This is a genomic window from Agrobacterium sp. 22-221-1 (assembly GCF_053522445.1).
This window is the reverse complement of the sequence record NZ_JBNWCL010000019.1, coordinates 22,468-47,409: the sequence shown is the minus strand read 5'-3', so window position 1 is coordinate 47,409 and position 24,942 is coordinate 22,468. Positions and strand designations below refer to the sequence as shown.

Genomic DNA, 24,942 nt, shown 5'->3' with positions numbered 1-24,942 from the left:
AGCTTTTTTGCACGCTCACCTTGAACTTTATGCTCAGACCGCGCTCATTCTCAACGGCGCGGAATTCGCCTATGCTTGATATCAGGGAATTCTTGCATGGGGAGGATGCGTGCTTCCTGGGTGGATCATATTCGGTTCGGCCTTCGCTTATGTCCTGCTGCTGTTTGCGGTTGCAAGCTATGGGGACAGGAAGAGCCGCAAAAGAAACGCTCCGAACAAGGGGCGTCCGTTCGTCTATGCGCTCAGCCTGGCGATCTATTGCACCTCCTGGACCTATTTCGGCGGCGTGGGGCTTGCGGCAGACAGGGGGCTGGAATTTCTCGGCATCTATACCGGCCCGATCCTTGCCTTCACCATCGGCATGCCGATCATCCGCCGTATCGTCGAACTGGCGAAAACGGAAAAGCTGACGTCCGTTGCGGATTTCATTGCCGCCCGTTACGGCAAGAACTCCACCGTGGCGATGATCGTCGCCATCATCGCTCTCGTCGGCGCCATTCCCTATATCGCGCTGCAGCTGAAAGCCGTTTCCAGCTCGGTGGCGACGATGGTCGATCCCGGCGATTACGGCATTGGCAGCGGCAATCTTTATTTCCTCGATCTGCCGCTGGTGGTCACCATCGTCATGGCGGGGTTTGCCGTCATGTTCGGCACCCGGCACACCGATGCCACCGAACATCAGGACGGGCTCATTCTGGCGATCTCGATGGAATCGCTGGTCAAGCTCGTCGCCATGTGCACCGTCGGCTTTTATGTGCTCTTCGTGCTCTTCGACGGTCCCGTGCACCTATGGCAGCTCGCCTCCGAGAACGAACAGGCCATGCGGGCCATATCCTATCACACGCCCGTCAGCCGCTGGATCGTGATGACGCTGCTTTCCGGCTTCGCCATCATCCTGCTGCCGCGCCAGTTCCACGTCACCGTGGTTGAAAACCGCACGCCGCAGGAGCTGCGCATGGCGGGGTTCCTGCTGCCGCTCTACCTCATCGCGATCAACATCTTCGTGCTGCCGATTGCGCTGGCCGGCATTCTGACGCTCGGCGCCAATGGCGATGCCGACCTCTACGTGCTGCAATTGCCGCTCAATCACCAAATGCCGGTCGTGTCGCTGATCACCTTCATCGGCGGATTTTCGGCGGCGACCGCGATGGTGATCGTCGCTTCGGTGGCGCTGTCGATCATGATTTCCAACGATATCGTCATGCCGATCTTTCTGCGGCAGAAGCTGCTGAACCGTTCTCCGCATCGGGACGACTTCGCCAAGACGCTGCTCAACATCCGCAGAACGGCAATCTTTGCGGTGCTGCTTCTGGGCTATGGCTATTATCGCGCCGCCGACAGCGCCACGGGCCTCGCCTCCATCGGCCTTCTGGCATTCGCCGCCATCGCTCAGATGGCCCCTGCCTTGTTTGGCGGGCTGTTCTGGCGGCGCGCCAATGCGCGCGGCGCGATCGCCGGGCTGAGTTCCGGCTTTTTCGTCTGGGCCTATCTGCTGTTCCTGCCAAGCTTTGGCGGGCCGGATAATTCCGAGGTCGCGGCGAATATTCTTGGCTTCCTGTTTTCCGGCAGCACGGTGTTCAACGGGCCTGAAGCCGACCCATTCGTGAATGCGGTCATTCTCAGCCTGCTCGTCAACAGCCTTGCCTTCGTGCTCGGCTCGCTTTCGCGCAATCCGAGGCCGGTGGAGCGCATCCAGTCCGGCATCTTCGTCAAGCGTCACTCGAAATCGCAATTCGCCACGCGCGGCTGGAAAACCCGCGTCAGCGTCGGCGACCTCAAAAGCGCGGTCGCCCGTTATCTCGGCGAGGAGCGCATGCTGCGGTCACTCGCGACCTATGAAAAGACGGCGGGCAGGAAGCTCAATGACGACCAGCCGGCGGACATGGCGCTGATCCATTTCTCCGAACAGTTGCTGGGCAGCGCCATCGGCTCCTCCTCCGCCCGTCTGGTGCTTTCGATCATTCTTCAGAAGGCGGAAGACACCAGCGCGGACACGGCATGGCTGCTCGATCAGGCAAGCGAGGCCCTGCAATATAATCAGGACATGCTGCAAACGGCGCTCGCCCAGATGGATCAGGGCATTGCGGTTTTCGACAGTTCGCAGCAGCTCACCATCTGGAACCGGCGCTTCCGCACGCTGCTGGATTTGCCCGAGCAATTCGGCCAGGTCGGCGTACCGCTGACGGATATCGTTTCGATGCTGCAGGAACGCGGCGATATGCCTGATGGCGACACGAATGAGCTGATTACCAGCTTCCTGACCATGGACCTGCCCTTCTCGCTGGTGCTGGCGGGCGGCGAGCGCATCATCGAAGTGCGCTCCAATACCATGCCGGACAAGGGCATCGTCGCCACCTTCACCGATATCACCCAGCGTGTTGCGAGCGATCAAGCGCTGAAACAGGCAAACGAGACGCTGGAGCAGCGCGTGGCGGAGCGAACAGTGGAGCTTACCCGCGTCAACCGCGAACTGGCGGAAGCGAGGGCATCCGCCGACGAGGCGAATATCGGCAAGACACGGTTTTTCGCCGCCGCAGGCCACGATATTCTCCAGCCGCTGAATGCCGCCCGCCTCTATTCCTCCTCGCTGGTCGAACGGCTTGGCGCATCGGGAGAAAGCGATCTCGTCCACAATATCGATTCGGCGCTGGAATCGGTCGAAACCATTCTCGGCGCGGTTCTCGATATTTCCCGTCTCGACACCGGCTCGATGAAGGCGCGCATGACTTCCGTGCCGCTGAATGAACTGCTGAAACGCATCGAAACCGATTTCGCGCCGATGGCGCAGGAAAAGAACCTCGACCTCGTGGTCATCCCGACCTCGCTCACAGTCCGCTCCGACCCCAACCTCCTGCGGCGTCTGATACAGAATCTCGTTTCCAACGCCATCAAATACACGCTGAAGGGCAAGGTGGTCGTCGGTGCGCGCCGTCGGGGCGGCGAAGTGGTCATTCAGGTGACGGATTCCGGTATCGGCATTCCCTCATCCAAGTTTCGCACTGTCTTCAAGGAATTCGCCCGGCTGGACGAGGGTGCGAGAACGGCGTCCGGCCTCGGGCTCGGTCTTTCCATCGTCGACCGGCTGTCGCGCATGCTGCACCATCCGGTCCGGCTGATTTCCACCCCCGGAAAAGGCACAACCTTCCGCATCCACCTGCCGCGCGAGGCGGATCGCCTCGAACCGGCCAAAGCCGATGGCGGGACAATCAGTCCCACAGCCAGCGATCGCCTTCAGGGCGTCCGGGTCCTGTGCATCGACAACGAGCCGAAAATCCTCGAGGGCATGACGCTGCTCTTGACGGGATGGGGCTGTGAGGTTTTACCCGCAGGTTCCGTGGCGACGCTTGAGGAGCCCTTCCTCACTTTGACCGAAGCTCCCGACGTCATCGTCGCCGATTACCATCTGGACGATGGCGACGGCATCAGCGCCATCCGTCTCATCAGGACATTTTACGGCAAGACGATCCCTGCCCTGCTGGTGACGGCGGACCGCAGCCCGGAAGTGCGCAGCGATGCCGAAAAATACGGGATTTCGGTTCAACACAAACCGGTCAAACCGGCAGCGCTGCGGGCCTATATCAACCAGATATCCAGTACTGTGCGGGCAGCGGCCGAATAAAAACTCCCGGACCTTGCGGATCCGGGAGCGGTTTTGACCTTCAAAAAACAGACCTATCAGGCCGCCTGATTGTAGCGATCCCTGCCGGTCGCCGAACCCTGTTCCATCTGGAACCGCTGCACCAGATCGAGCAGCGCTTCGACCTCGCCGGAAAGCACCCGGCTGGCCGCGCTCGACTGTTCGGCAAGCGCCGCATTCTGCTGCGTCATCTGGTCCATCTGGTTGACGGAGCTGTTGACATTATGAAGCGCGGAGGACTGGTCCTGCGTCGCCGTCGCGATGGTTTCGACATGCTGGCTGACGGTAACGATCTGCTGGCTGATGGCGGAAAGAACCGTGCCCGCCTCCTGCACCAGCTTCGAACCGGAGCTGACCTCATGCGTCGACTGGTTGATGAGCTGCTTGATCTCGCGGGCCGCGTCGGCGGAGCGCTGGGCAAGCTCGCGCACTTCCTGCGCCACCACCGCAAAACCCTTGCCCGCCTCACCCGCACGCGCGGCCTCGATGCCGGCATTGAGCGCAAGGAGATTGGTCTGGAAGGCGATGTCGTCGATGACCTCGATGATCTGCTCGATCTTGCGCGAGGCGTCTTCGATGCGGCCCATGGCGTCGACGGCGTTGCTGACGACCGAACCGGAGCTGTCGGCGCTCTGCTTGGTGATGCGCACGGCCTCATTGGCCTCCCGCGCCCGCTCGGCCGACGATCTGACGGTAACCGTGATTTCGTCCACGGCGGCAGCAGTCTCTTCCAGCGAGGCAGCCTGATTTTCGGTGCGCTTCGACAGATCGACCGACGACTGCTCGATTTCAAAACCGCTATGCTGGATGATGAGCGTGCGCTCGCGGATCTGCCCCAGCGCATCGCGCAGGTTGAGGAGAGATTCGTTGAAATCCGTGCGCAGACGGTCGAGACGGCCAGCGAAAGGCGTCTCGATGGTGCGGCTCAGATCGCCACGCGAGAGCCTGCCGAGACCGGAAGCAATCTCGCTGACCGCAAATTCGATCTGCCCGTCGAGCTCCTGTTTCTCGGCGTCGTTGCGGTGACGTTCGGACTCGGCTGCGGAGCGTTCCTCAGCGCTTTTGCCCTCGATCGCCAGTTTCTCGATCGCATTCTCGCGGAAAATCACCAGGGCACGGGCGATGTTGCCGAATTCATTGGTGTTGGTGGCATAGGGGATCGGCGTGTCGAGATTGCCGTCCGAAAGGGACTTAACCGCATCGGTCAGCTTGCCAAGCGGCTGAAGCGTACGCTTGATGACGAAATAGGCGAGCAATCCGACGCCAAGCATGGCGAGCGCGCCGCAGATCAGCATCATGTCGCGCAGGCTGTATATCTGCGCATCGTAGACATCCATGGGAACGCCCACGAACAGGATGCCGACGGTTGCGCCGGTCTTGTTCGTAACCGGCATATAACCGGTCATGTAGCTGGTGCCGAACAGCGTGGCGGTGCCAAAATAGGCCTCGCCCTTGGAAACTTTCGGGAAAGCGGGATGATCGGTAGCAAGCTTGGTGCCTGCTGCTCTCTCACCCTTTTCGTTCTTCAGATTGGTGGTCAGGCGAATGAACTCGCCGGCCTTGGCTTCAAAAACAGTAGAGATACCGCCGTTGCCGGCTGCCGTGCGATCGACGAGGTCATTGTCACGCATCGTTCCGATGCTGGCGCGACCGACGCTCTTCAACTCGCCATCCACCATTTCGAGGGCAACGCCGCCGACCTTCATCTCATAGAGGATGGCCATGCCGCGCATTGCGCTGTGCGTATCACGCAGCGCGGTGGTGATGATGTTGTCCTTCAAGCGAATGTAGGTCGAAAAACCAACTGCCGCCACGCTGAGCGTGATCAGGCCGATCGTCAACGCGACGACCTTGCCGGCAACGGACTTAAAGAGCCGGTTGTGCATGAAACAGTTCCCCAAAGCCAAACTTATAAAAGTTCTAGTAGGCAACTGTTAAAAAAACGCGAAGTGTCGATAGCGCCTTTTAGGGGGGCACAAGCCGGGCCGGCGCCTGCCGGCTTATGAGGGACGGGAAAACCCGTCCGCCATCAGTGGATATAACCGAGCCGGATGGCCTTGGCGATCGCCTGGATGCGGTTGACGGAATCGAGCTTGATCGTCGCCGAACCGAGATAGGCGTTGACGGTGTGCACGGAAAGCCCGAGCTTGACCGCGATTTCTTCGCTGATACGGCCGTCCCCCGCCAGTTGCAGGCAGGCGATTTCCCTCTCGCTCAGCGCCTCGGAAGGCGCCGCCTTGCGCTCGTCCAGCGCCAGCATGTCCACCATGATCTCGCAGCACTTGATGTGCTGTTCGATCACGACCTCATTGTCGAGAACGAGGTTGGTGCCGCAGAAGACGATATAACCGTTGCCGATGGTGCCGAGCCGCACCGGGAGCGCCAGCCCCGCATAGGGCAATGTGTCGTTCTCGATGCGGCGCAGAAGTGCGGGCACATCGGGAAGATCGGCAAAGCCGCCGGCATTCTTGTTGCGCCAGATGACCGGCAGGAGCGAGGTCTCGATATGATCGAGAAGAATGTCGCCGACGGCGCGGATGAACTGCGCGCTCTGCTCTGCGGCATTCATGCCCCAGTTTTCCAGCTCGCAGGTCAGCTTCTTCTTGTTGGGGAAACCGGAAGCGGCAGCCTTCGTCACCACGAAATTGCGCGCGCCGACCAGCTTCTGCATGGCGACGAGCTTCGGAAAAAGATCCGACCGGCTCGTCACGACAGGGCTGCGGTAAAACATGCCCGTCTGACCTGAACCCTCATTGTCTTTCGTCTGTACCATCCGTCCGACCATTATACGAGGTTGTTGCGCACGGCGTAGGCAATTGCCTCCGAGCGGGTTTTCGTCGCGGTTTTACGCATCACGCTTGTAATGTAATTATTGATCGTATTGCGCGAAATGCCAAGGATCATCGCAATTTCATCGCTCGTCTTGCCTTCCGCGATCCAGAACAGGCATTCGAGCTCGCGCTCCGTAAGATCGATATCGCGCACGGTCTTTGCTTCGCTGGCAATGCCGAAGCTGACGCAATAGCCCGTCAGCAGGGCGATTTCGCGCAGCCGTTCCGGCGAAGGCACGGCTTCTTCGGGAAACAGCAGCAGCAGCGAAAGCCGGATGCGGCCCACACAGAAAGACAGCGCCGAATATTGCCGGTCTATGCCGTAGGGAACTGAAACATCGTCGGGAAGGAAGAGCAGCCGCGGCTGCAGAAGCGAAAGGCATTTCTCCATTTCGCTCGATCTGTTCTGGCTGTTGGCCAGTTCGATACCAAGCCTGCGGACCAGATCGAAAGGCCAGTCGGAGGTGACGATGAATTTCAGTCCGGTTTCTTCGAGAAGATCATCCCGCGCCAGCAGATAATGCGAGGCGCCAGCGTAGGTTACGAGCAGATCCAGTGCGCCTGCAACGTTACCGGCAGCAGCCGTGGCTGCGACGTTTTTAGCAAGCTGATCGCGCGGCAAGGGCTTACCCATGCCCTCCATAGGCTTGGCAGACAGCCTGCGGATATCAACATCGACTTTCAATCGCCTACGCCCTCTTGCTCCCAGTGGGAGATTATACCTCGGGATGGAATCATTCCATTCGAGAAGCTTACCAAAATGGGACGGCAAGCCCCCGGAGACCGAATCACTTCATTTTATGGAACGGACTGGGATTTGCCATTACCTGACACCAGCCTTTCCACGTATTTCCCTGCTCGTCTATTACTAAAAAAACATACTGAAAAGCTGTTCAATCCATAAACGGCATTCTCAGCCAATTCCCAGCAAACTGTATCGTTGCTGAATTTTTTGTAAACACTGTCCTGAAACGAGATTGCCACGGCTCGCCCGCCAAGCATAGCGAAAAGCCCAAAAACGGAAAAAGGGCCGGGTAAAACCGGCCTTTTCGATATTATGCTGCTTTTTCCACCGCCCATTTGCGCAGGATCTTGGCGGCTCTTTCCTCGCTGATTTCCACCATGCGGGAGAGCCTGCGTTCCGGTCCTTCGCGAACCCTGCGGTTGAATGTGCCCTCGCCATCGCCGCCCGCCAGAAGGTCGTCGGTGCTGTCGAAACCGAAATCCGCCCCGAAACCTTCCATGAGACCGCCTGCGCCCGCATCCATGCCGGGAGAGAAATCCGGCAGTTCGAGACCGGCGGCCTCCTGGCTGAGCTGACCTGCGGCGGCACCGTTGCCGGTCACCGTGCGGACCAGAGGGCGTACACCGAGCCAGACGACAAGGAAGGCGACCGCGACAAAGGCGAGCGAGTTGATGATGCCGGCGGAATTGCGGCTCAGCACTTCCATGATGCCCGGTCCGGTTGCGGCCTCATCCAGCAATTGCGTTTCGAGGAAGTCCATCGCCGTCAGCGAGACGATGTCGCCACGGTCGGAGGAAATGCCCGCCGCCGAAGTGACGATCTTCTGCATTTCGGCAAGATAGGCGTCGATCTTCGCCTGATCGGCGGGCTCGCCGACCATTTTGGCGATCCGGCCCTTGTTGACGACGACCGCGACCGAAATCTTCTCGACGGTGTAGCCGTTCTTGACCGTGGCTACCGTCTTGGAATTGATTTCGTAGTTGGTCTGCTCTTCCTTCTTGGCCGACTGGTCGGAGGACTGCGGACCGCCGCCGCCGCCCTGGGGTGCTGCCTGCGGTACGTTCTGCTCCACGGTCGCGGCCGTATCCGGCTGCGTTTCCTGGGATTTCTGGTCTTCCTTTACCGTGCGCACGGAGCGCTCGACGCGCGATTCCGGATCGTAGACGGTTTCCTGGATCTGGCGGCTGTCGGTATTGAGCTGCGCCGTGACGCTGGAGCGGAAATTGTCCATACCGAGGAAAGGCGCCAGCGCCTTGTCGATATTGGTTTCGATTTCCTGCTGCACGTTCTGCGCCAGCGTCAGCGAGCGGTTCATGGCGGCATTGGTGACATCGTCGCCGGAAGCGAGAAGCTGGCCGGTCGAATCAAGCAGGGTCACATCGTCGACTTCAAGGCCGGGAACGGCCGAGGCGACGAGGTGACGGATGGAGGCGGACGCCTTGCGGCCGGCCGAAGCACTGGCGCGAATCATGACCGATGCGGTGGGCTTCTGTTCGCCACGGCGGAAATTGCCGACGTCAGGCATGACGATATGGACGCGTGCGGCCGCAATGCCGTCGATCTGCTGGATGGAGCGGCCGATCTCGCCTTCAAGGGCGCGAACGCGCGTCACTTCCTGCATGAAGGAGGTCAGGCCGAGAGAGCCGACATTGTCGAAAAGCTCATAACCGGCATTGGCGCTGTCGGGCAGGCCGCGCTCAGCCAGAAGCAATCTTGCCTTGCTGGTGAGGCCGACGGGAACCTGAAGGCTGGAACCATCGGTCCCCACCTGAAAGTCCAGACCCGATTCGGCGAGCGCAATGCTGATCTTGTTAAGGTCGCTTTTTTCAAGCCCCACATAGAGGGTCTCGTAAGCGGGACGGTTCACGTAAAGAGCTGCAGCAAGGATGATGGCCATGGACACAACGCCCACGCCGCCCAGCATCAGCAGCCGTGTCTGCCCCAGCGCCGCGACATTCTTCAAGACCTGAGGGATTTGATTTAACAGATTCATTCTGTTCCGCACCGTCATTCATAGAGTCCGAGACCTTTTGGCCCCGTCGTGACAATAGGGTGCGAAGCTTGCGCGAGCGTTGCCTTTCTCCGCATTCCGCGAAGGACGGCAACGCTGGCCGAAATAGTTCTAGAAGAGGTCGAAGTCGCCCGAGGCCTTGTCGAGCGGCTGGGAATGGCCATGGCGGAAGGCCGCGCCGAGCGCCTTCTGCATTTCGGCCAGCTTGACGAGGCTGAGGGCGGTGGAGACATCCACGATCCAGTCTCCCGGGATGGAACCGGTGATGGTATCGATGAATTCCGCAAGGCCGCGGGTTTTCTGGACGGCAAGGTCGATGCCCTGCAGCAGCTTGACGCCTTCGCTGGACAATTGACCGCTGGTCACTTCAAGCAATTGCGGCTCGATGCGCTCGATGAGATAGGCGACGTCGTGCAGTTCCGATACCACGCGCATTAGAACGTCCGGCAGGGCTTCTTCGAACGGAGTGGCGGCGGTGTGCTCTGCAAGCTGCATTGGAAACTCCGTGACTAGAAAAATTCGATGTCGTTGGCGACTGGCTTGGGGGCCGGCACCGGACGCGTTTCCATGGCAACCGTCTTCTGGGTTTCCGCGCCACTGAGCGGATGCTGACGTGCACGCCCGGAGACCGGCCAGAATTCGATCTTTCGGCCGTGGTCCCCACCCGTGGAGGAGCTTAAGACCGGAATACCTTCATCCTTGAGAAACTGCATGGCGAAGATGGCATTCTGCTCGCCGACGTTGGAGAAGCTGGCAATCGTCTTGGCGCCGCCGAAAACCTTGGCTTCCAACCGGTCGCGCCGCGCCCCCTGCTTCAGGAGGCCGTTGATCAGGAGCTCCATGAGATGCACGCCGTAACGCGTGGCATCTCCGCCGGTCACATTTCCCGTTCCCGGCAGCAGGAAGTGATTCATGCCTCCCAGGCCGGCAACGGGGTCTCTCAGACAGGCAGCCACGCACGAACCGAGTATCGTCGTCAGCACCACATCGGGATCGCTGACGACCTTATACTCGCCCTGAATGATATGTACGCGCTTGGCCGCAGCTTCAATCATTTCAGCGATCCGAAAACCGCCTCGATGGCAGCGCGCATCTTGTCGATCGTGAAGGGCTTGGCCAGCACGTTGTTGGCGCCGAGCTGGGCTGCCTTCTGTACCAGCGCGCGGTCGCCCTGCGCGGTGAGGATGATGAAGGCGGCCTTCTTGGTGGTCGGGTTGGCCCTGACGGCGTGCAGGAAACCGAGACCGTCCATCTTCGGCATGTTGAAGTCGGAAATGACGAGATGATGGGGCTGCTGCTCCATGATCTTCATTCCCTGCTCGCCGTCACCGGCGGCGGTGATCTGCTTGAAGCCGAGCTGTGTCAGCGCATCGCTGAGGAGCAGCCGGCTGGTCACCTGATCGTCGACGATCAGAACTTTGATCTTTTCTGCGAGAGACATTAGTCAGCACCTTCTTTGCGGGCAGTGGTTAGTTTCAGGATTTCTTCGCCGATGGAGGCCAGCGGGAGTTGCTGTTCCACGGCGCCAAGTTCATAGGCCACGCGGGGCATGCCGTAGACGACACATGTTTTTTCGTTCTGGCCGACGGTGCGCGCGCCGGCATGACGCATTTTCAACAGCCCGGCTGCGCCATCGCGGCCCATGCCGGTGAGAATGACGCCGACGGCGTTGCGGCCGGCAAGCTCCGCCACCGAATCGAACAGCACATCGACGGAGGGGCGATGGCCGTTGACGGGATCGCGCTCGACAAGCCGGCAGCAGGGTGCGGACCTGTTGGCGATCTGCAAATGGCGCTCGCCGCCCGGCGCAAGATAGATCTTGCCGGTCTGCAGACGCGCACCGTCCGTCGCCTCTTCCACCACGGGCGCACAGATACGGTTCAGCCGTTCGGCGAAACTCTTGGTGAAGGTCGGCGGCATGTGCTGGGTGATGACGGTCGGCGGGCAATTGGCCGGGAATTTCTGCAGCACGGCGATCAACGCTTCGACACCGCCCGTGGAGGAACCGATGGCCACGACCTTGCGCCCAGCCCGATATTCACTGACCGGGACCGGCTGCGGCGCGGCAACGGCTTCCGGGCGCGCCGCACGGTATGCGGCGTGTTGCGAGCGGGCGGCAGCCTTCACCTTGTCGGCCAGATCGCCGAAGGGGCGTGCATCGCCCGGCGCCGGCTTGCCGACACAATCGAAGGCGCCGATTTCAAGCGCGGCCAGCGAAGCATCCGCGCCGCGATGGGTCAGCGACGAGACCATGATGACCGGCATGGGCCGCAGGCGCATGATCTTTTCGAGAAATTCGAGACCGTTCATTTCCGGCATCTCGATGTCGAGCGTCACGACATCGGGATTGAGCTGCTTGATGGCCGCGCGTGCTTCCATGGCGTTGCCGGCCTGCCCGACCACCTCGACTTCCGGATCGGCCTTGAGGACAGCCGAAATCAGGCCGCGCATGGTGGGGGAATCATCGACGACGAGTACCCGTGCGAGTGCGCTCATGCCTTCCTCCCCGAAGCGTGGCCAGTGAAGCGGTAGGTGGTGATGCCCGTATTGTCGAACAGGTTCTTGGCGTCACCGGAGACGCGTTCGGAATGCCCGATATAAAGATGACCGCCTTCCGGCAGCAGCCCGGCGAAACGCGACCAGATGCGCATCTGCGTCGGCTCGTCGAAATAGATGACGACGTTGCGGCAGAAGATCACATCGAAATTGCCCTTGAAGGGCCATTGCGTCATCAGGTTCAATTCGTTGAAGGTGATGAGACGCTTGACCTTGTCATCGATGCGAAACTTGCGGCGACCGCCGGCATCGACCTCCGTGAACCATTGCTTGCGCATGGCGGGAGACACGGTTTCGAGCGCATTGTCGTCATAGACCCCTGCCCGGGCCTGCGCCAAAATCTTCGGGTCGATATCCGTCGCGAGAATTTTGAAATCGTAATCCGCCGCATTCGGGAACATGGCGAGCACGGTGAGTGCGATGGAATAGGGCTCCTGCCCATCCGAACAGGCGGCCGACCAGATGCGGACACGTCCGCCGCTCTTCGCCCGGGCGATGAGGCCCGGCAGGACCTCGTCACGCAGATGTTCGAAATGGTGGTTCTCGCGAAAGAAGCGGGTGAAATTCGTCGTCAGGTGCGACAGCATTTCGCGCCGCGCCTGCGCGCCATCCGGCGAGGACACCAATGCGCAATATTCGCGGAAACCCGACAGGCCGAGATTGCGGATATGCTTCGACAGGCGGGAATAGACCAGCGACGCTTTGGTGTCGTTGAGGTAGATGCCCGCATCGGCATAGATCATCGCCGCGATTTCCGAGAGATCCCGTCTCGTCAGCGGATATTCGCCGCTGGCAAGAACCTCATCGGGAGACTGGCGCTGGTCGCTGAAGTTAAGTGATGCCATGGATGATCCGCTTTCAACCTGTCGCCGCAAGCGACATTTCCTGCTTCAGGGGCTGTCCGCGCGAGGCGCTGACGATGGCATCGACATCCAGAATAAGCGCGACACGGCCGTCACCCAGAATAGTGGCGGCGGCGATGCCCTGAACATGGGTATAGTTGGCTTCCAACGACTTGATGACAACCTGACGCTGGCCCTGGATCGCGTCGACCATCAGGGCGCGCTGGCCGCCGCCTTCCGATTCCACCAGAAGGGCGACACCTTCGACCGGATCGGCCTGGGTCGGGCGGAAGTTCAGCACGCGGCCGACATCCACCAGCGGGCAGAAGGAGTTGCGGATGGAGATCAGCCGCTGGTTCGCGCCGAAGGAGTGAATGTTCTTCGCTTCCGGCTGCAGGGTTTCGACGATTGCCGTCAGCGGCACCACCAGCGTCTGGCCGGCAACGGTCACCACCATGCCGTCAAGAACGGCAAGCGTCAGCGGCAGGCTCATGGTGAAGGTCGAGCCATGGCCGGGGCGCGAGGAAATGCTGATACGGCCGCCAAGCGCCTGAATGGAACGCTTGACCACATCCATGCCGACACCGCGGCCCGAAATGTCGGAAATCTTGTCGGCGGTGGAGAAGCCCGGCGCGAAGATCAGATTGTCGATCTCCTCATCGGTCAGGTTCGCATCGGCGGCAATGAGATCGTTGTCTATTGCCTTCTGGCGAACGCGCTCGCGGTTGATGCCGGCGCCATCGTCCTGAAGCTCGATCAGGATACGGCCCGAACGGTGCTTGGCCGAAAGCTTGATGGTGCCTTCCGGGTTCTTGCCCGCCGCTTCGCGTTTTTCCGGCGTTTCGATGCCGTGGTCGACGGCGTTGCGGATCATATGCGTCAGGGGTTCGGCCAGCTTGTCGATGACCGTCTTGTCGACTTCCGTGTTCTCGCCTTCGGTGACGAGGCGGATCTGCTTGCCGATCATGTCGGCGACTTCGCGGACGATACGCGACATGCGCTGGAAGACGGGCTTCACCGGCTGCGCGCGGATCGCCATGACGCTGTCCTGAATTTCGCGCGTCAGCTGCTGCAGTTCGTCCAGACCCATATTGACGGCGGAGGTGCCGCTCGCATCGTTTTCGATCACGCTCTGCGACAGCATCGCCTGATTGATGACGAGCTCACCGACGAGGTTGATCAGGCGGTCGACACGGTCGAGGTCCACACGGATGGTCTGGCCGGCGCTGGCATTGGCCGCCGCATTGGCATTCGCCTGGGCCGCGGCAGGCGCTGCCGCCGCTTCACGCTTTTCGATGGCGGCATTGACGCTCTGGGCGATCTGCGTCGTCGCGACGGCCGTTTCGACGGCTGCGGCAACGTAGGACGCTTCAGCCGTGGCGATTTCAACAGCGGGCTGCTCTTCCGCTCCGCTATCGAGGGCCGAAAGATCGAACGGCACCGGGATCATCGGAAGCTCTTCCGCATCGTCTGCGGCATCCGAAACAACCGGAACGATTTCGAGATCGCAATCCCATTCGGCAAATTCGAAGACGCTGCGGATGCCCTCTTCGCCCTTGTCGGTGGCAATCGAAACCGTCCAGGAAAGATAGGATGCTTCAGGATCGAGCTTGTCGAGCGAAGGCAGCTCCGACATGTCGCAATTGATGCTCATATCGCCGATGCGCGAAAGATCGCGCAGGAGAAGTGCCGCTTCGTTGCCCTTCGAATAAAGCGACGCATGCGGCTTGAAGGTGATCTGGAAGGACGGCGCTTCCATCAGCGGTGTGGTTTCGTCGGCAAAGTCCGTGAAGGAGAACGGGATCGGCTCGAAGCCGCTCTCATCCGTCGGCTTGGGTGCGACGGGTTGCGGCGCCTTGACGGCAGCTGGCGCTGCCACCGGCGCGGAAACCTGTATGGTTTCGCCGTTTGCCAGCGCTTCCAGTTCCTTGACGAGGCCGCGGGTGCGGCTTTCATCGACGCTGCCGCCGTCTCTGGCCGCATTGGTCAGGTCCGCCAGCACGTCGGCGGAGCGCAGCATGACCTTCAGAACATCCTGTGTCGGCTCCAGCTTGTTGGAGCGGACGCAGTCGAGGGTCGTTTCAAAAACGTGGGCGAAGGCCACGAGATCATCGAGACCGAAGGCACCCGCCCCGCCCTTGATGGAATGAACGGCACGGAAAACGGCGTTGACGGTTTCCGGATCGCGGTCGCCGTCATTCAATTTAAGAAGCCCCGATTCCAGTTCGGCGAGCTGCTCCTCGCATTCCTGGAAAAAGATTTCCTTGATTTCGTTCATATCCATCGTGAAATGTCCCGTATCAGGCGGTTACGCGTTCAATGGCATCGATGAGTTTCGCAGGGTCGAACGGCTTGACGATCCAGCCCGTCGCACCGGCCTGACGGGCGCGGTTCTTCTTCTCTGCGTCGCTTTCGGTCGTCAGAACGAGGATCGGGATCGCACGATACTTTTCGTTGCGCCGTACACCCTCAATGAAGCCGAAACCGTCGAGACGGGGCATGTTGATGTCCGTCACGATAACATCGGGGTTGCTCTGTTCGAGCACTTCGAGGCCCTCGATGCCATCTTCGGCCTGAATGGTTTCGAAACCGGCATTGTTGAGCGTAACCAGGAGCATGTTCCTGATCGTCCGGGAATCATCCACGGTAAGAACTTTTTTCTTCACTTTTGCATCTCCTTGGGGAGCAAATGGTCAATATCGACGCCTATGAGTTTCATCGTCTTGTCGAATGCATCGGACACCTTGGCAAAACCGAACCGCTTGCCGTCCTCTTCCCAGGATTTCGCGCCGGCCATCAGAACCTGGGCGCAAAGCGCGCCGATACGCTCAACCTCAGACGCATCTACCGACAAAGGTGCTCCCCTCAGCGTCATCAGCTTGCCGTGCAGGGCCGATGCTTCGTTGAGATCCAGCACCGGTGACAGTTTCAGCGTCGCCTCAGCTGCTTTTCTGGCTGCCATTACATGACTCCCTGACGTCTGAATTGTTGGTAATCCTGGCCGTAATCCGTGCGATTATCCGCACGGGCCATAAATGAAGTGTCCTGCCGGTCCGCACCGGACGCCGCTTTCGCCTGCCCCTGACGGGCGATGCGGAATTCGCGGATGGTGCGGCCGAGTTCGAGAATGACGGTTTGAAGCGCGTCCGCCTCGGAGGCGCTCGCGCTGATATCGACGGCGTTCCGGCCTGTCTGCCTTTGCTGCTCGCCGATATCGGCGGCAACCGATTGCAGTTCGCCGGCCTGTTCGGCCGTATGCCGGGAGACTTCCGCGATCATGTCGTTGATGCCGGAGACCTGCCGGACGACACCGCCGATTGCGTCCTGCGTGCGGTTGACCATGCGCACGCCGCCCTCAACCTGCGTCTTGGTGGTGCCGACAAGGCTCTTGATTTCCCTTGCAGCGTCGGCGGAACGCTGGGCGAGCGCCCGGACCTCCTGCGCGACGACCGCGAAACCACGTCCGCTTTCACCCGCGCGCGCCGCCTCGATGCCGGCATTGAGGGCGAGAAGGTTGGTCTGAAAAGCGATCTCGTCAATCGTGCCGATGATCCTGCCGATCTGTTCGGCGGATTGTTCGATGTCAGACATGGCGTCAATCGCCTCGCCGATAGCCTTGCCGCTTTCGACCGCCGCCTCGCGGGCGCGGGAAACAGCCGTTTCCGTGGCCGATATGCGCGCGCCGTTTTCCGCAACGTTCCCGATCATCGTCTGGATGGCGCGGGAGGTTTCGGCAAGGGCTTCGGCCTGCTGGCGGGAGCGCTCGGCCATGGAGCGGCCCATATCGGCAAAGCGCGCGCCGAGCGCCTCGGCCTCGCCGATGCTGTTTTGCGCCGCGATCAGCGATGCGCCAATCGTTTCCAAAGCCGTGTTGAAGGAAACCGCAACATCGCGATAGGCTTCCGGCACTTCACCGCCGATGCGGGCCTGCAGATCGCCTGCGGCAAAGGCCGTCAGTGCCGTGCCCAGCAACTTCGCCGCTTCCGAGCGGTCATTGTCACGCTGTTCCGCCAGTTCGCGGCCATGGCGCAGGCGCAATTCGTTGAAGCGCAGCGAGACGGCGATTTCGGTATCGACCATCACCAGACGGACGACATTCTTGACGGCTTCCGCCAGCTCACGGGTTTTCTTGCGGTTGCCGGGCAGGATGGAGCGCGGCGCATGTTCGGCCACCAGCCCGCCGACGAGATGTTCCAGAACCACCGCGTGGCTGGCGATCTGCCAGCGCGGATCGAGACCCATGCGGCTGGCATTGTCGGAAAGAACCTTCACCCGCTCGGCATAAAGCGCATCGAAACGCGCATCGGTCAGAACGCTCCAGTGCGAGGATTGCAGATCGTGCAGGCGGTCGAGCTGGTTTTCGCTTTCGAAAGACGGAGAACAGTCCGGCATGGACTGGAAACGGGTCATCACATCCCGCAGGCCGGCCTTGACGTAAGGCTCCAGCATGCTGCGATAGCTGCGCAGGAAATCGGATTGCGTCTCGTCGAGGCCGGCAAAACGCAACCGTCCCGCCAGGCTTCCGCCTGCCGATCTGCGCGCTTGATCTGATGGCAAATCCTGCCCCAACCGACGTCCCCAACAACATGACGGCCGGTAAAACCCGGCCAAATTGGCCAAGGTTCAGAACGCCAGCACCCTAAGGGGATTTTTGAACGAACATACCCATCGCGGACGATGCGGCATCGACGCCTGCCAGACCTTCTTGAACCAAGAAACGAAAATACCGGATCGGCACCGGTACGGCAGTGCGGCGTCATGCCTGGAAGGGGAGAGAACCCCATTCCGCCGTGGAAATACCATCAATCTTTATGGTTAATTCCTTGCTTGAAAGTTAAGAAACACAGGCGTCGGCGTCAAACGGTAAAATTTGTAAAAGCTTTTAGCCAATGCCGCCCTCACTTTGCCGCAAACGGGCAAAAACGAGAAGGAATCGGACGCCGCGGGCGGTTTTTCCCGCATGCGCGCTGGACAAGCATGTCCGGCTTCCCCTAAAACAAATCAACAGGATATTCGCTCAACGGTGATGCTTTAAAGAGACCTTTACGATCAAGGAGATGCCAACTTGCCATGGATGGAGAAAGGCCGCAGTTCAAGGCGCCATCCGCAAGTGTTGATCGGTCTCGTGGTCGCGAGCCTGCTGGTCATGATCGGCTTTCAGGCACCGGCCAGCGTCAAGCCCCTTTCCAAAACCAGTCGCCTCGAACGATTGCAGAGCGTCGATCCCGGCCGTTCCCTTTCTCTTCGCGAAAAGGATTGCAATAGCGGCAATGATTTCGGCTGCAGGACCGGCGATGCCGGCTCAGGCTTTCGCCTGGACGCGTTTGCCTCACCCGCCCCGAGCCTCAGGGATAATGCCGACGTCTCGCTCGTTGCTGTTGCCATCGTGCCACAAGCTTTCCGAGACTTTGCCAGCGTGGTTCCACGCGCGCCTCCGCATATTATGTATTAGTCATTCCGGCGGTCCTCATCATTCGGTTCATTGCGAACCTTGAGGGATCGGAGTCGTCGGAAACCCGCCGTAGGCTCCCATTCCAGAGAGAAAACCGCCGCCGCATATGACACTTGCAACCATTCTTCCATTCATTGTCGCATTGCCCTTCGTCGGCGCGCTTCTGACGGCCTTCATGCCGCGCGAGGGTGCGGCCGCCGGTCCCGCCTCCGTTGCGGGCGGAGTCGCCCTTTTTGGCCTTGTCAGCAGCATTTTTCTTTATACGAGCGTCAGCGGCGGCGCGGTTCTCAAGTATGATGTGGAATGGCTGCCCCAGCTCGGCCTGAACTTTACCCTGCGGCTGGACGGATTCGCCTGGATTTTCACGATGCTCATTACCGGCATTGGCCTGCTGGTGGTGCTCTACGCGCGTTATTACATGTCGGCCGAAGACCCGATCCCGCGCTTCTTCGCCTTCCTGCTCGCCTTCATGGGTTCGATGCTTGGCGTGGTGCTCTCCGGCAACGTCATCCTGCTGTCGATCTTCTGGGAAATGACCAGCATCTTTTCGTTCCTGCTGATCGGCTACTGGCATCAGAACGCCGGTGCGCGCGACGGCGCCCGCATGGCGCTGACAGTGACCGGCATCGGCGGCTTCAGCCTGCTGGCGGGCCTGCTGATCCTCGGCCATATGGCGGGAAGCTATGACCTCGACAAGATCATCGAGGCCGGTGCGGCCATCCGCGCCCATTCCCTCTATGTACCGGCGCTCATCCTCATCCTCGGCGGCGCGCTGACCAAGAGCGCGCAGTTTCCGTTCCATTTCTGGCTGCCCAACGCCATGGCGGCGCCCACACCCGTTTCCGCCTATCTGCATTCGGCCACCATGGTGAAGGCCGGGGTTTTCCTGCTGGCGCGGTTCTGGCCGGTGCTGGCGGGCACGCCGGAATGGTTCTGGCTGGTGGGCGCGGCCGGCATCATAACCCTGCTGCTCGGCGCCTATTTCGCCATGTTTCAGCAGGATCTGAAAGGGTTGCTCGCCTATTCCACCATCAGCCATCTTGGCCTCATCACCACGCTTCTCAGCCTCGGCAGCCCGCTTGCGGCAGTGGCGGCCATTTTCCACATGGTCAACCACGCCACCTTCAAGGCCTCGCTCTTCATGGCGGCCGGCATCATCGACCATGAAACCGGCACCCGCGACATGCGGCGCTTAAGCGGGCTTTATACCTATATGCCCGCAACCGCGACGCTCGCCATGGCGGCAAGTGCGGCCATGGCCGGTGTGCCGCTGTTCAACGGCTTCCTTTCCAAGGAAATGTTCTTTGCCGAGGCTGTCGAGACCCATGCCGACTCGCTGCTGGACCGGGCGCTGCCCTATGTCGCGACGCTATCGGGCGCCTTCGCCGTCGCTTATTCGCTGCGCTTCATCCATACGGTCTTCTTCGGCCCCAAGCCCGTCGATCTGCCGAACCCGCATCCGCACGAGCCGCCGCGCTGGATGCGTTTCCCCATCGAATTCCTCGTCTTCGCCTGCCTGATCGTCGGCATCGTTCCGAGCCTCTCCATCGGCCCGTTCCTGCATTCGGCCGTGCTTTCGGTGCTTGGTGCGCAAACGCCGGTCTACAGCCTGTCGATCTGGCACGGTTTCAACCTGCCGCTGATCATGAGTATCGCGGCGCTGATCGGCGGGGTTACGATCTATGCCCTGCTCGGCGGTTATTTCTCGCGCTGCGACGATGGCCCGCCGGTCTTCCGGCATTTGCGAGGACAGCGCATCTTCGAGCGCATTCTCGTCACCGTGTCCTGGAAATGGGCGCGGTGGCTGGAAAGCACGCTCGGCACGCGGCGTCTGCAGCCGCAGCTGAGGCTTCTCATCCTCGTGGCGCTTCTTGCCGGTTTCTCGCCTCTCTTCCTTTCGGAATTCTCCCTGTCGCTGCCGCGTGTGACGACCTTCGATCCGATCTTCGCCATTCTTTGGCTGATCGGCATGATCGCGGCCATGGGTGCGGCCTGGCAGGCGAAATATCATCGCCTCGCCGCCCTCGTCATGCTCGGCGTCTCGGGCCTCGTCACCTGCCTTACCTTCGTCTGGCTTTCCGCGCCGGATCTGGCGATCACCCAGCTGCTGGTGGAAATCGTCACCACGGTTCTCATCCTGCTCGGCCTCAGATGGCTGCCGAAACGCGTCGAGAAGGTCGACAGCAGCGATGAGCTGCCGGCGCAGCTTCGCCGCGCCCGCGACTTCCTGCTCGCCGCAGGCAGCGGTATCGGCATGTCCGTCATCGCCTATGCCGTGATGACGCTGCCGGTGCCGAACGCGATTGCGACCTATTTCCTCGAACGCGCCTATACCGAAGGTGGCGGCACCAATGTCGTCAACGTCATCCTCGTCGACTTTCGCGGCTTCGATACCTTCGGCGAAATCGCGGTGCTGGCCATCGTCGCGCTCACGGTCTTTGCGCTGCTTCGCCGTTTCCGCCCCGCCCATGAAAGCATCGGGGTGCCGGAACAGCAGCAGATGCAGAACGCCTTCGATGCCGAACGGCCGGACCGCAGCAAGGGCGATACGGTCCGCGATTATCTCTATGTGCCGTCCATCGTGATGCAGTGGATGTTCCCGGTCATCATCACCTTCTCGATCTTCCTGTTCATGCGCGGCCACGACCTGCCGGGCGGCGGCTTTGCGGCCGGCATCACCATGGCCATCGGCTTCCTGCTGCAATATCTCGCCGGCGGCGCACGCTGGGCGGAAGACCGCATCCGCATCCTGCCGCTGCGCTGGATGGGTTTCGGCCTTTTGATGGCGGCGGCGACGGGTATCGGCTCCTGGTCCTTCGGCTACCCGTTCCTGACCTCCTATTTCCAATATACGGAGATACCCTATATCGGCAAAATGCCGACGGCATCCGCCCTGCTGTTCGATCTCGGCGTCTTCTCGCTGGTCGTCGGCTCCGTTGTTCTTATCCTGATAGCACTGGCACACCAATCGTTGCGTAACTACCGCGTTCGCACGCCTGAAACCGCAAAAGCGGAGGACGTGTAATGGAACTCATTCTCGCAATCGGTATCGGCATCATGACCGGCTCCGGCGTTTGGCTGGTGCTGCGCCCGCGCACCTATCAGGTCATTGTCGGGCTTTCGCTGCTGTCTTACGCCGTCAACCTCTTCATCTTCGGCGTCGGCGGGATCAAGACCAATGCGCCGCCGGTGCTGGTCAACGGCGTCGACAGTTCGACGCTGGCCGACCCCGTGCCGCAGGCGCTGGTGCTGACGGCCATCGTCATCGGCTTTGCCACCACCGCATTGTTCCTCGTCGTGCTGCTCGCCGCCCGCGGCCTCACCGGTACCGACCATGTGGACGGGAGGGAGTCGAAATGATGTCTTTCCCCTTCCACATCGTCATAGCGCCCATTCTTCTGCCGCTGATTACCGCGGCCCTTCTGCTTTTCTTCGACGAGCGCCAGCGCGTGGCGAAAGCCGCCATCAGCCTCACCTCGGCCGTGCTGTTGCTGGTGGTCGCCATATTGCTGTTCCGCGAAGTGAACTCGACGGTCAATACCGAGATCGCCGCCGTGGTGTCGAGCGGCGTCTATCTGCTCGGCAACTGGCCGGCGCCCTTCGGCATCGTGCTCGTCGCCGACCGTCTTTCGGGCCTGATGGTGCTGTTGACGGCGCTGCTTGCCATCCCGTCCTTGATCTATTCGATGGCGAAGTGGCACAGGTCGGGCGCGCATTTCCATTCGCTGTTCCAGATGATGCTGATGGGCGTCAACGGCGCATTCCTGACCGGCGACCTCTTCAATCTCTTCGTCTTCTTCGAAGTGATGCTGGCCGCGTCCTACGGTCTGCTGCTGCATGGTTCCGGCCAGCAGCGCGTCAAGGCCGGGCTGCATTATATCGCCATCAACCTCGTCGCCGCCCTGTTCTTCCTGATCGGCGTCAGCCTCATCTATGGCGTTACCGGCACGCTGAACATGGGCGATCTCGCCCATCGCATCGAGGGGCTCAACCCCGATCAGCGCATGCTCTTGGAAACCGGCTCGGCCATCCTCGGCATCGCCTTTCTGGTCAAGGCCGGCATGTGGCCGCTGAATTTCTGGCTGCCTTCCGCCTATGGCGCGGCATCGGCCCCGGTGGGCGGGCTCTTCGCCATCATGAGCAAGGTCGGCATCTATGTCATCGCCCGCCTGTCCTTCCTGCTTTTCGGGCAGACGGCCGGGGAATCGGCAGGCTTCGGCCATGATGCGCTGCTGGTTGGCGGCATCGCTACCATCATCTTCGGCGCCATCGGCGTTCTGGCGTCGCAGGCGCTGGGGCGGCTTGCCGGCTTTTCGGTTCTCGTCTCGTCGGGAACGCTGCTTGCCGCCATGGGCACCGGCAATCCCACGGTTGCGGCCGGCGCGCTTTATTACATGGTCAGTTCCACCCTCACCATCAGCGCGTTCTTCATGTTGATCGAGCTGGTGGAACGCGGACAGGATGCCGGCGCGAACGTTCTTGCCGTGACCATGGAGGCCTATGGCGAGGGCGACGAGGAAGAGGAGGAGGAGGAAGTCGGCGTGACGATGCCCGCCACCATGGCGGTGCTTGGCGCGTGTTTTGCCGCCTGCGGCATTCTTCTGGCCGGCCTGCCACCGCTTTCGGGCTTCATCGCCAAATTCTCGATGCTGACCGCCATCCTCAATCCTTCCGGGCTCGGCGCCAATGACAGCGTTTCCACACTCTCCTGGTGGCTGGTTTTCCTGATCGTCTTTGCCGGTTTCGCCTCGCTGATCTCGATGACGCGCGCTGGTATCCGCACCTTCTGGGCTTCCATCGAAGGCACCGTGCCACGCGTACTCGTCATCGAAATCGCTCCCGTGATGCTGCTGCTCGGCCTGACGCTTGCCATGACCGTACAGGCAGGGCCGGTGATGCGTTACATGCAGGAGACGGCGCGTATTCTCGACCTGCCGGCGAGCTATATTCAGGGCGTCATTTCCGCGCCGAGGGCGGGAAGCAACCCGGAGGCAGAGCCATGATAAGCCGTGTCCTGCCCTACCCGCTGCTGACGATCTCGCTGATCTTCTTCTGGATGACGATCAACAGCTTTTCGCCGGGGCATCTGCTGCTCGGCACCGGGGTTGCGCTTGTCGCCTCGTGGGCGATGGCGTCGCTCAGGCCCGCCAAGCCGCGCATCCGCAACTGGCACAGGCTGGTGCAGCTCATCCTGATCGTGCTTTACGATATCGTCAGGTCCAATCTATCGGTCGTGAAGATCATCCTGTTCAAGCGCGAGAGAGATCGCAAATCCGGCTTCCTGGCCGTGCCGCTCGATATTCGCGACCCGATGGCGCTTGCGGTTCTGGCGACGATCCTGACCTCGACGCCGGGAAGCGCATGGCTCGAATATAATTCCAGCCAGGGCACGCTGCTGCTTCACGTTCTCGACGATGTGGATGAGGCAGCGTGGATAAGCCTCATCAAGAACCGTTATGAAAAACTGCTGATGGAGATATTCGAATGAGTTCGATTATCCTTTTCTGGTCCTTTTCACTCGCGCAGCTGATGCTGGCCATCGCCATGGCGATCTCGGTCTATCGCATCGCCATCGGCCCGCGCGCGCAAGACCGTGTGCTGGGCGTGGATACGCTCTATGTCAACGCCATGCTGCTTCTTTTGACCTTCGGCCTGCGCACCGGCAACGACATCTATTTTGAGGCATCGCTGCTGATCGCCATCCTCGGCTTCGTCTCCACCGTCGCCCTTTCCAAATTCCTGATGCGCGGCGAGGTGATCGAATGAGCGAGGCGCACGAATTTCCCCTCTGGGCCGCCATTGCCGTGGCCTTCTTCGTGCTGCTCGGCGCCTCGCTGACGCTGATCGGCACCATCGGCTTTGCCAGGCTCAACAGCTTCTATGAACGCCTGCACGCGCCCACACTCGGCACCAGCTGGGGCACCGGCGGCATCGTCATGGCCTCGATCATCTATTTCTCCGTCTCCGGCGACCGCTTCGCCTTCCACGAAATCTTCATCGGCATCTTCATGACGGTGACGACCCCGGTTTCCCTGATGTTGCTGGGACGCGCCGCCCTTTATCGGGACCGGGCGGAGCAGAATACGGATAATCGGGAGCATCTTTAGGCTAAGGCTCTTTACGGCGGCGAAGCTCCGCGCGCACCCGCCGTCATTTGCCCTGTTCGAAATTCCGGGAATATCGCCACGACCTGTCTTCTTCGATAAAAGCTATTTCTTCGGCGCGTTGGCCATGTTCCTGAATCAGCTCGTCGGTCATTCTTGTTATTTCCGCGTCGGAAATGAACATTGACCGTACACAACTTTCCCACTTCACCCACAAGAAGACGATCAGCACGAACGCGCCGAATGCGATGAGCGAAAGATACTCCGCGTGAATATAGGACATATGCAATCTCACGACAGAAATTCCACATACTGCATCATTATTGCATATTTCTGATTTTCAGCAATAGGAATGCCTTAAGTCGCGCAGTTGCAAAGACGACTGTCCCTTCAGTTCGGAGGGTAGCGATTGGAACTTAGAAAGATTTTCGGCAGCAATATTCGCCATCACCGAAAAGCGTTGGGTCTGACGCAGGAAGCCCTTGCGGAAAAAGCCGATCTTTCGATTGAGATGATGGGACGTCTGGAACGAGGCGACGCCTCGCCTTCGTTTGAAACCATCGAGAGTATCGCAAAAGCCCTCGGTCTCCCCGCCATCGCGTTCTTTGGCTCCGGTACTGTTATCGCACCTGAGGGCGAACGAGGTCGTCTGCTTCACCGCGTGAATGCCGCACTGGCACATATGAATGAGGACGATCTTGTGCGTGTCACCCGCATGCTGGAGGCATTCACTGGCAAGCCGTAATCACGGGACCAAATAATGA

General features: G+C 60.5%; 23 protein-coding genes. 9 read left to right on the top strand and 14 right to left on the bottom strand.

The window, feature by feature from the left end:
* Positions 1-109 precede the first annotated feature (109 nt).
* Positions 110-3,619 (top strand): PAS domain-containing hybrid sensor histidine kinase/response regulator, encoded by a 3,510-nt coding sequence (locus tag ACQZ5N_RS22030; protein ID WP_448734122.1) that lies wholly within the window; start codon positions 110-112, stop codon positions 3,617-3,619.
* Between the two features lie 56 nt (positions 3,620-3,675).
* Here the strand turns inward: ACQZ5N_RS22030 and ACQZ5N_RS22025 are convergent, their stop codons facing one another.
* The 13 genes from ACQZ5N_RS22025 to ACQZ5N_RS21965 all read right to left on the bottom strand — a co-directional run bounded on the left by ACQZ5N_RS22025 (position 3,676) and on the right by ACQZ5N_RS21965 (position 17,191).
* Complete coding sequence (locus tag ACQZ5N_RS22025) at positions 3,676-5,523, bottom strand: methyl-accepting chemotaxis protein (protein WP_080817891.1); 1,848 nt, start codon at positions 5,521-5,523, stop codon at positions 3,676-3,678.
* Between the two features lie 143 nt (positions 5,524-5,666).
* Positions 5,667-6,368 carry a transcriptional regulator VisR gene (visR, locus tag ACQZ5N_RS22020; protein WP_003522758.1) on the bottom strand — a complete coding sequence of 234 codons (702 nt, stop codon included), beginning with the start codon at positions 6,366-6,368 and terminating at the stop codon, positions 5,667-5,669.
* 53 nt (positions 6,369-6,421) lie between these two features.
* Positions 6,422-7,153 (bottom strand): transcriptional regulator VisN, encoded by a 732-nt coding sequence (gene visN / locus ACQZ5N_RS22015; protein ID WP_035262791.1) that lies wholly within the window; start codon positions 7,151-7,153, stop codon positions 6,422-6,424.
* Positions 7,154-7,523: 370 nt separating this feature from the next.
* Positions 7,524-9,206, bottom strand: a complete 1,683-nt coding sequence (gene fliF / locus ACQZ5N_RS22010) for a flagellar basal-body MS-ring/collar protein FliF (RefSeq protein ID WP_035262795.1) — start codon at positions 9,204-9,206, stop codon at positions 7,524-7,526.
* A gap of 129 nt (positions 9,207-9,335) precedes the next feature.
* Positions 9,336-9,719: a chemotaxis protein CheT gene (cheT, locus tag ACQZ5N_RS22005; protein WP_035262798.1), complete on the bottom strand. Its 384-nt coding sequence runs from the start codon at positions 9,717-9,719 to the stop codon at positions 9,336-9,338.
* A gap of 14 nt (positions 9,720-9,733) precedes the next feature.
* Positions 9,734-10,279 (bottom strand): chemoreceptor glutamine deamidase CheD, encoded by a 546-nt coding sequence (cheD, locus tag ACQZ5N_RS22000; protein WP_003522762.1) that lies wholly within the window; start codon positions 10,277-10,279, stop codon positions 9,734-9,736.
* Positions 10,276-10,665, bottom strand: coding sequence for a chemotaxis response regulator CheY2 (cheY2, locus tag ACQZ5N_RS21995; RefSeq protein WP_003503467.1), 390 nt, complete (start codon positions 10,663-10,665; stop codon positions 10,276-10,278). Before cheY2 ends, cheD begins: the two co-directional genes overlap by 4 nt.
* Positions 10,665-11,720: a protein-glutamate O-methylesterase CheB gene (gene cheB, locus ACQZ5N_RS21990; RefSeq protein ID WP_196378039.1), complete on the bottom strand. Its 1,056-nt coding sequence runs from the start codon at positions 11,718-11,720 to the stop codon at positions 10,665-10,667. The genes cheY2 and cheB overlap by 1 nt, the downstream gene beginning before the upstream one ends.
* On the bottom strand, positions 11,717-12,625 hold the full coding sequence (cheR, locus tag ACQZ5N_RS21985) for a protein-glutamate O-methyltransferase CheR (RefSeq protein WP_174056163.1): 909 nt from the start codon (positions 12,623-12,625) through the stop codon (positions 11,717-11,719). The genes cheB and cheR overlap by 4 nt, the downstream gene beginning before the upstream one ends.
* 13 nt (positions 12,626-12,638) lie before the next feature.
* Positions 12,639-14,906: a chemotaxis protein CheA gene (locus tag ACQZ5N_RS21980; RefSeq protein ID WP_448734121.1), complete on the bottom strand. Its 2,268-nt coding sequence runs from the start codon at positions 14,904-14,906 to the stop codon at positions 12,639-12,641.
* Between the two features lie 16 nt (positions 14,907-14,922).
* Positions 14,923-15,288 (bottom strand): chemotaxis response regulator CheY1, encoded by a 366-nt coding sequence (cheY1, locus tag ACQZ5N_RS21975; RefSeq protein ID WP_003493773.1) that lies wholly within the window; start codon positions 15,286-15,288, stop codon positions 14,923-14,925.
* Positions 15,285-15,584: an STAS domain-containing protein gene (locus ACQZ5N_RS21970; RefSeq protein ID WP_003493771.1), complete on the bottom strand. Its 300-nt coding sequence runs from the start codon at positions 15,582-15,584 to the stop codon at positions 15,285-15,287. The genes cheY1 and ACQZ5N_RS21970 overlap by 4 nt, the downstream gene beginning before the upstream one ends.
* The gene (locus ACQZ5N_RS21965) at positions 15,584-17,191 is read right to left on the bottom strand and encodes a globin-coupled sensor protein (protein WP_448734120.1); all 1,608 of its coding nucleotides are present in this window, start codon (positions 17,189-17,191) and stop codon (positions 15,584-15,586) included. Before ACQZ5N_RS21965 ends, ACQZ5N_RS21970 begins: the two co-directional genes overlap by 1 nt.
* Positions 17,192-17,696: 505 nt before the next feature.
* On the opposite strand from ACQZ5N_RS21965, the gene ACQZ5N_RS21960 reads away from it, so the two are divergent.
* The 7 genes from ACQZ5N_RS21960 to mnhG all read left to right on the top strand — a co-directional run bounded on the left by ACQZ5N_RS21960 (position 17,697) and on the right by mnhG (position 24,181).
* Positions 17,697-18,074: a hypothetical protein gene (locus tag ACQZ5N_RS21960; RefSeq protein ID WP_448734136.1), complete on the top strand. Its 378-nt coding sequence runs from the start codon at positions 17,697-17,699 to the stop codon at positions 18,072-18,074.
* A 106-nt stretch (positions 18,075-18,180) separates the two neighbouring features.
* Complete coding sequence (locus ACQZ5N_RS21955; RefSeq protein WP_448734119.1) at positions 18,181-21,099, top strand: monovalent cation/H+ antiporter subunit A; 2,919 nt, start codon at positions 18,181-18,183, stop codon at positions 21,097-21,099.
* Positions 21,099-21,434: a Na+/H+ antiporter subunit C gene (locus ACQZ5N_RS21950; protein WP_003503487.1), complete on the top strand. Its 336-nt coding sequence runs from the start codon at positions 21,099-21,101 to the stop codon at positions 21,432-21,434. Before ACQZ5N_RS21955 ends, ACQZ5N_RS21950 begins: the two co-directional genes overlap by 1 nt.
* Entirely contained in the window at positions 21,431-23,077 is a 1,647-nt protein-coding gene (locus tag ACQZ5N_RS21945; protein ID WP_448734118.1) for a monovalent cation/H+ antiporter subunit D, read from the top strand. Before ACQZ5N_RS21950 ends, ACQZ5N_RS21945 begins: the two co-directional genes overlap by 4 nt.
* Positions 23,074-23,562: a Na+/H+ antiporter subunit E gene (locus ACQZ5N_RS21940; RefSeq protein WP_003522771.1), complete on the top strand. Its 489-nt coding sequence runs from the start codon at positions 23,074-23,076 to the stop codon at positions 23,560-23,562. The genes ACQZ5N_RS21945 and ACQZ5N_RS21940 overlap by 4 nt, the downstream gene beginning before the upstream one ends.
* Complete coding sequence (locus ACQZ5N_RS21935; RefSeq protein WP_080791409.1) at positions 23,559-23,840, top strand: K+/H+ antiporter subunit F; 282 nt, start codon at positions 23,559-23,561, stop codon at positions 23,838-23,840. Before ACQZ5N_RS21940 ends, ACQZ5N_RS21935 begins: the two co-directional genes overlap by 4 nt.
* Positions 23,837-24,181: a monovalent cation/H(+) antiporter subunit G gene (gene mnhG / locus ACQZ5N_RS21930; RefSeq protein ID WP_003522773.1), complete on the top strand. Its 345-nt coding sequence runs from the start codon at positions 23,837-23,839 to the stop codon at positions 24,179-24,181. The genes ACQZ5N_RS21935 and mnhG overlap by 4 nt, the downstream gene beginning before the upstream one ends.
* Positions 24,182-24,224: 43 nt before the next feature.
* On the opposite strand, the gene ACQZ5N_RS21925 is transcribed toward mnhG, so the two are convergent.
* Positions 24,225-24,461 carry a hypothetical protein gene (locus ACQZ5N_RS21925; RefSeq protein WP_448734117.1) on the bottom strand — a complete coding sequence of 79 codons (237 nt, stop codon included), beginning with the start codon at positions 24,459-24,461 and terminating at the stop codon, positions 24,225-24,227.
* A 126-nt stretch (positions 24,462-24,587) separates the two neighbouring features.
* Here ACQZ5N_RS21925 and ACQZ5N_RS21920 point away from each other — a divergent pair, with 126 nt between their 5' ends.
* Positions 24,588-24,923, top strand: a complete 336-nt coding sequence (locus ACQZ5N_RS21920; protein WP_448734116.1) for a helix-turn-helix domain-containing protein — start codon at positions 24,588-24,590, stop codon at positions 24,921-24,923.
* Positions 24,924-24,942: the final 19 nt, after the last annotated feature.

Bases quoted from the DNA above. Each gene is read 5' to 3' on its own strand.
- ACQZ5N_RS22025 (WP_080817891.1), bottom strand. From the start codon at position 5,523: ATGCACAACCGGCTCTTTAAGTCCGTTGCCGGCAAGGTCGTCGCGTTG.
- visR (WP_003522758.1), bottom strand. From the start codon at position 6,368: ATGTTTTACCGCAGCCCTGTCGTGACGAGCCGGTCGGATCTTTTTCCG.
- fliF (WP_035262795.1), bottom strand. From the start codon at position 9,206: ATGAATCTGTTAAATCAAATCCCTCAGGTCTTGAAGAATGTCGCGGCG.
- cheT (WP_035262798.1), bottom strand. From the start codon at position 9,719: ATGCAGCTTGCAGAGCACACCGCCGCCACTCCGTTCGAAGAAGCCCTG.
- cheD (WP_003522762.1), bottom strand. From the start codon at position 10,279: ATGATTGAAGCTGCGGCCAAGCGCGTACATATCATTCAGGGCGAGTAT.
- cheY2 (WP_003503467.1), bottom strand. From the start codon at position 10,665: ATGTCTCTCGCAGAAAAGATCAAAGTTCTGATCGTCGACGATCAGGTG.
- cheB (WP_196378039.1), bottom strand. From the start codon at position 11,720: ATGAGCGCACTCGCACGGGTACTCGTCGTCGATGATTCCCCCACCATG.
- cheR (WP_174056163.1), bottom strand. From the start codon at position 12,625: ATGGCATCACTTAACTTCAGCGACCAGCGCCAGTCTCCCGATGAGGTT.
- ACQZ5N_RS21980 (WP_448734121.1), bottom strand. From the start codon at position 14,906: ATGGATATGAACGAAATCAAGGAAATCTTTTTCCAGGAATGCGAGGAG.
- ACQZ5N_RS21970 (WP_003493771.1), bottom strand. From the start codon at position 15,584: ATGGCAGCCAGAAAAGCAGCTGAGGCGACGCTGAAACTGTCACCGGTG.
- ACQZ5N_RS21960 (WP_448734136.1), top strand. From the start codon at position 17,697: ATGGAGAAAGGCCGCAGTTCAAGGCGCCATCCGCAAGTGTTGATCGGT.
- ACQZ5N_RS21955 (WP_448734119.1), top strand. From the start codon at position 18,181: ATGACACTTGCAACCATTCTTCCATTCATTGTCGCATTGCCCTTCGTC.
- ACQZ5N_RS21950 (WP_003503487.1), top strand. From the start codon at position 21,099: ATGGAACTCATTCTCGCAATCGGTATCGGCATCATGACCGGCTCCGGC.
- ACQZ5N_RS21945 (WP_448734118.1), top strand. From the start codon at position 21,431: ATGATGTCTTTCCCCTTCCACATCGTCATAGCGCCCATTCTTCTGCCG.
- ACQZ5N_RS21940 (WP_003522771.1), top strand. From the start codon at position 23,074: ATGATAAGCCGTGTCCTGCCCTACCCGCTGCTGACGATCTCGCTGATC.
- ACQZ5N_RS21935 (WP_080791409.1), top strand. From the start codon at position 23,559: ATGAGTTCGATTATCCTTTTCTGGTCCTTTTCACTCGCGCAGCTGATG.
- mnhG (WP_003522773.1), top strand. From the start codon at position 23,837: ATGAGCGAGGCGCACGAATTTCCCCTCTGGGCCGCCATTGCCGTGGCC.
- ACQZ5N_RS21925 (WP_448734117.1), bottom strand. From the start codon at position 24,461: ATGTCCTATATTCACGCGGAGTATCTTTCGCTCATCGCATTCGGCGCG.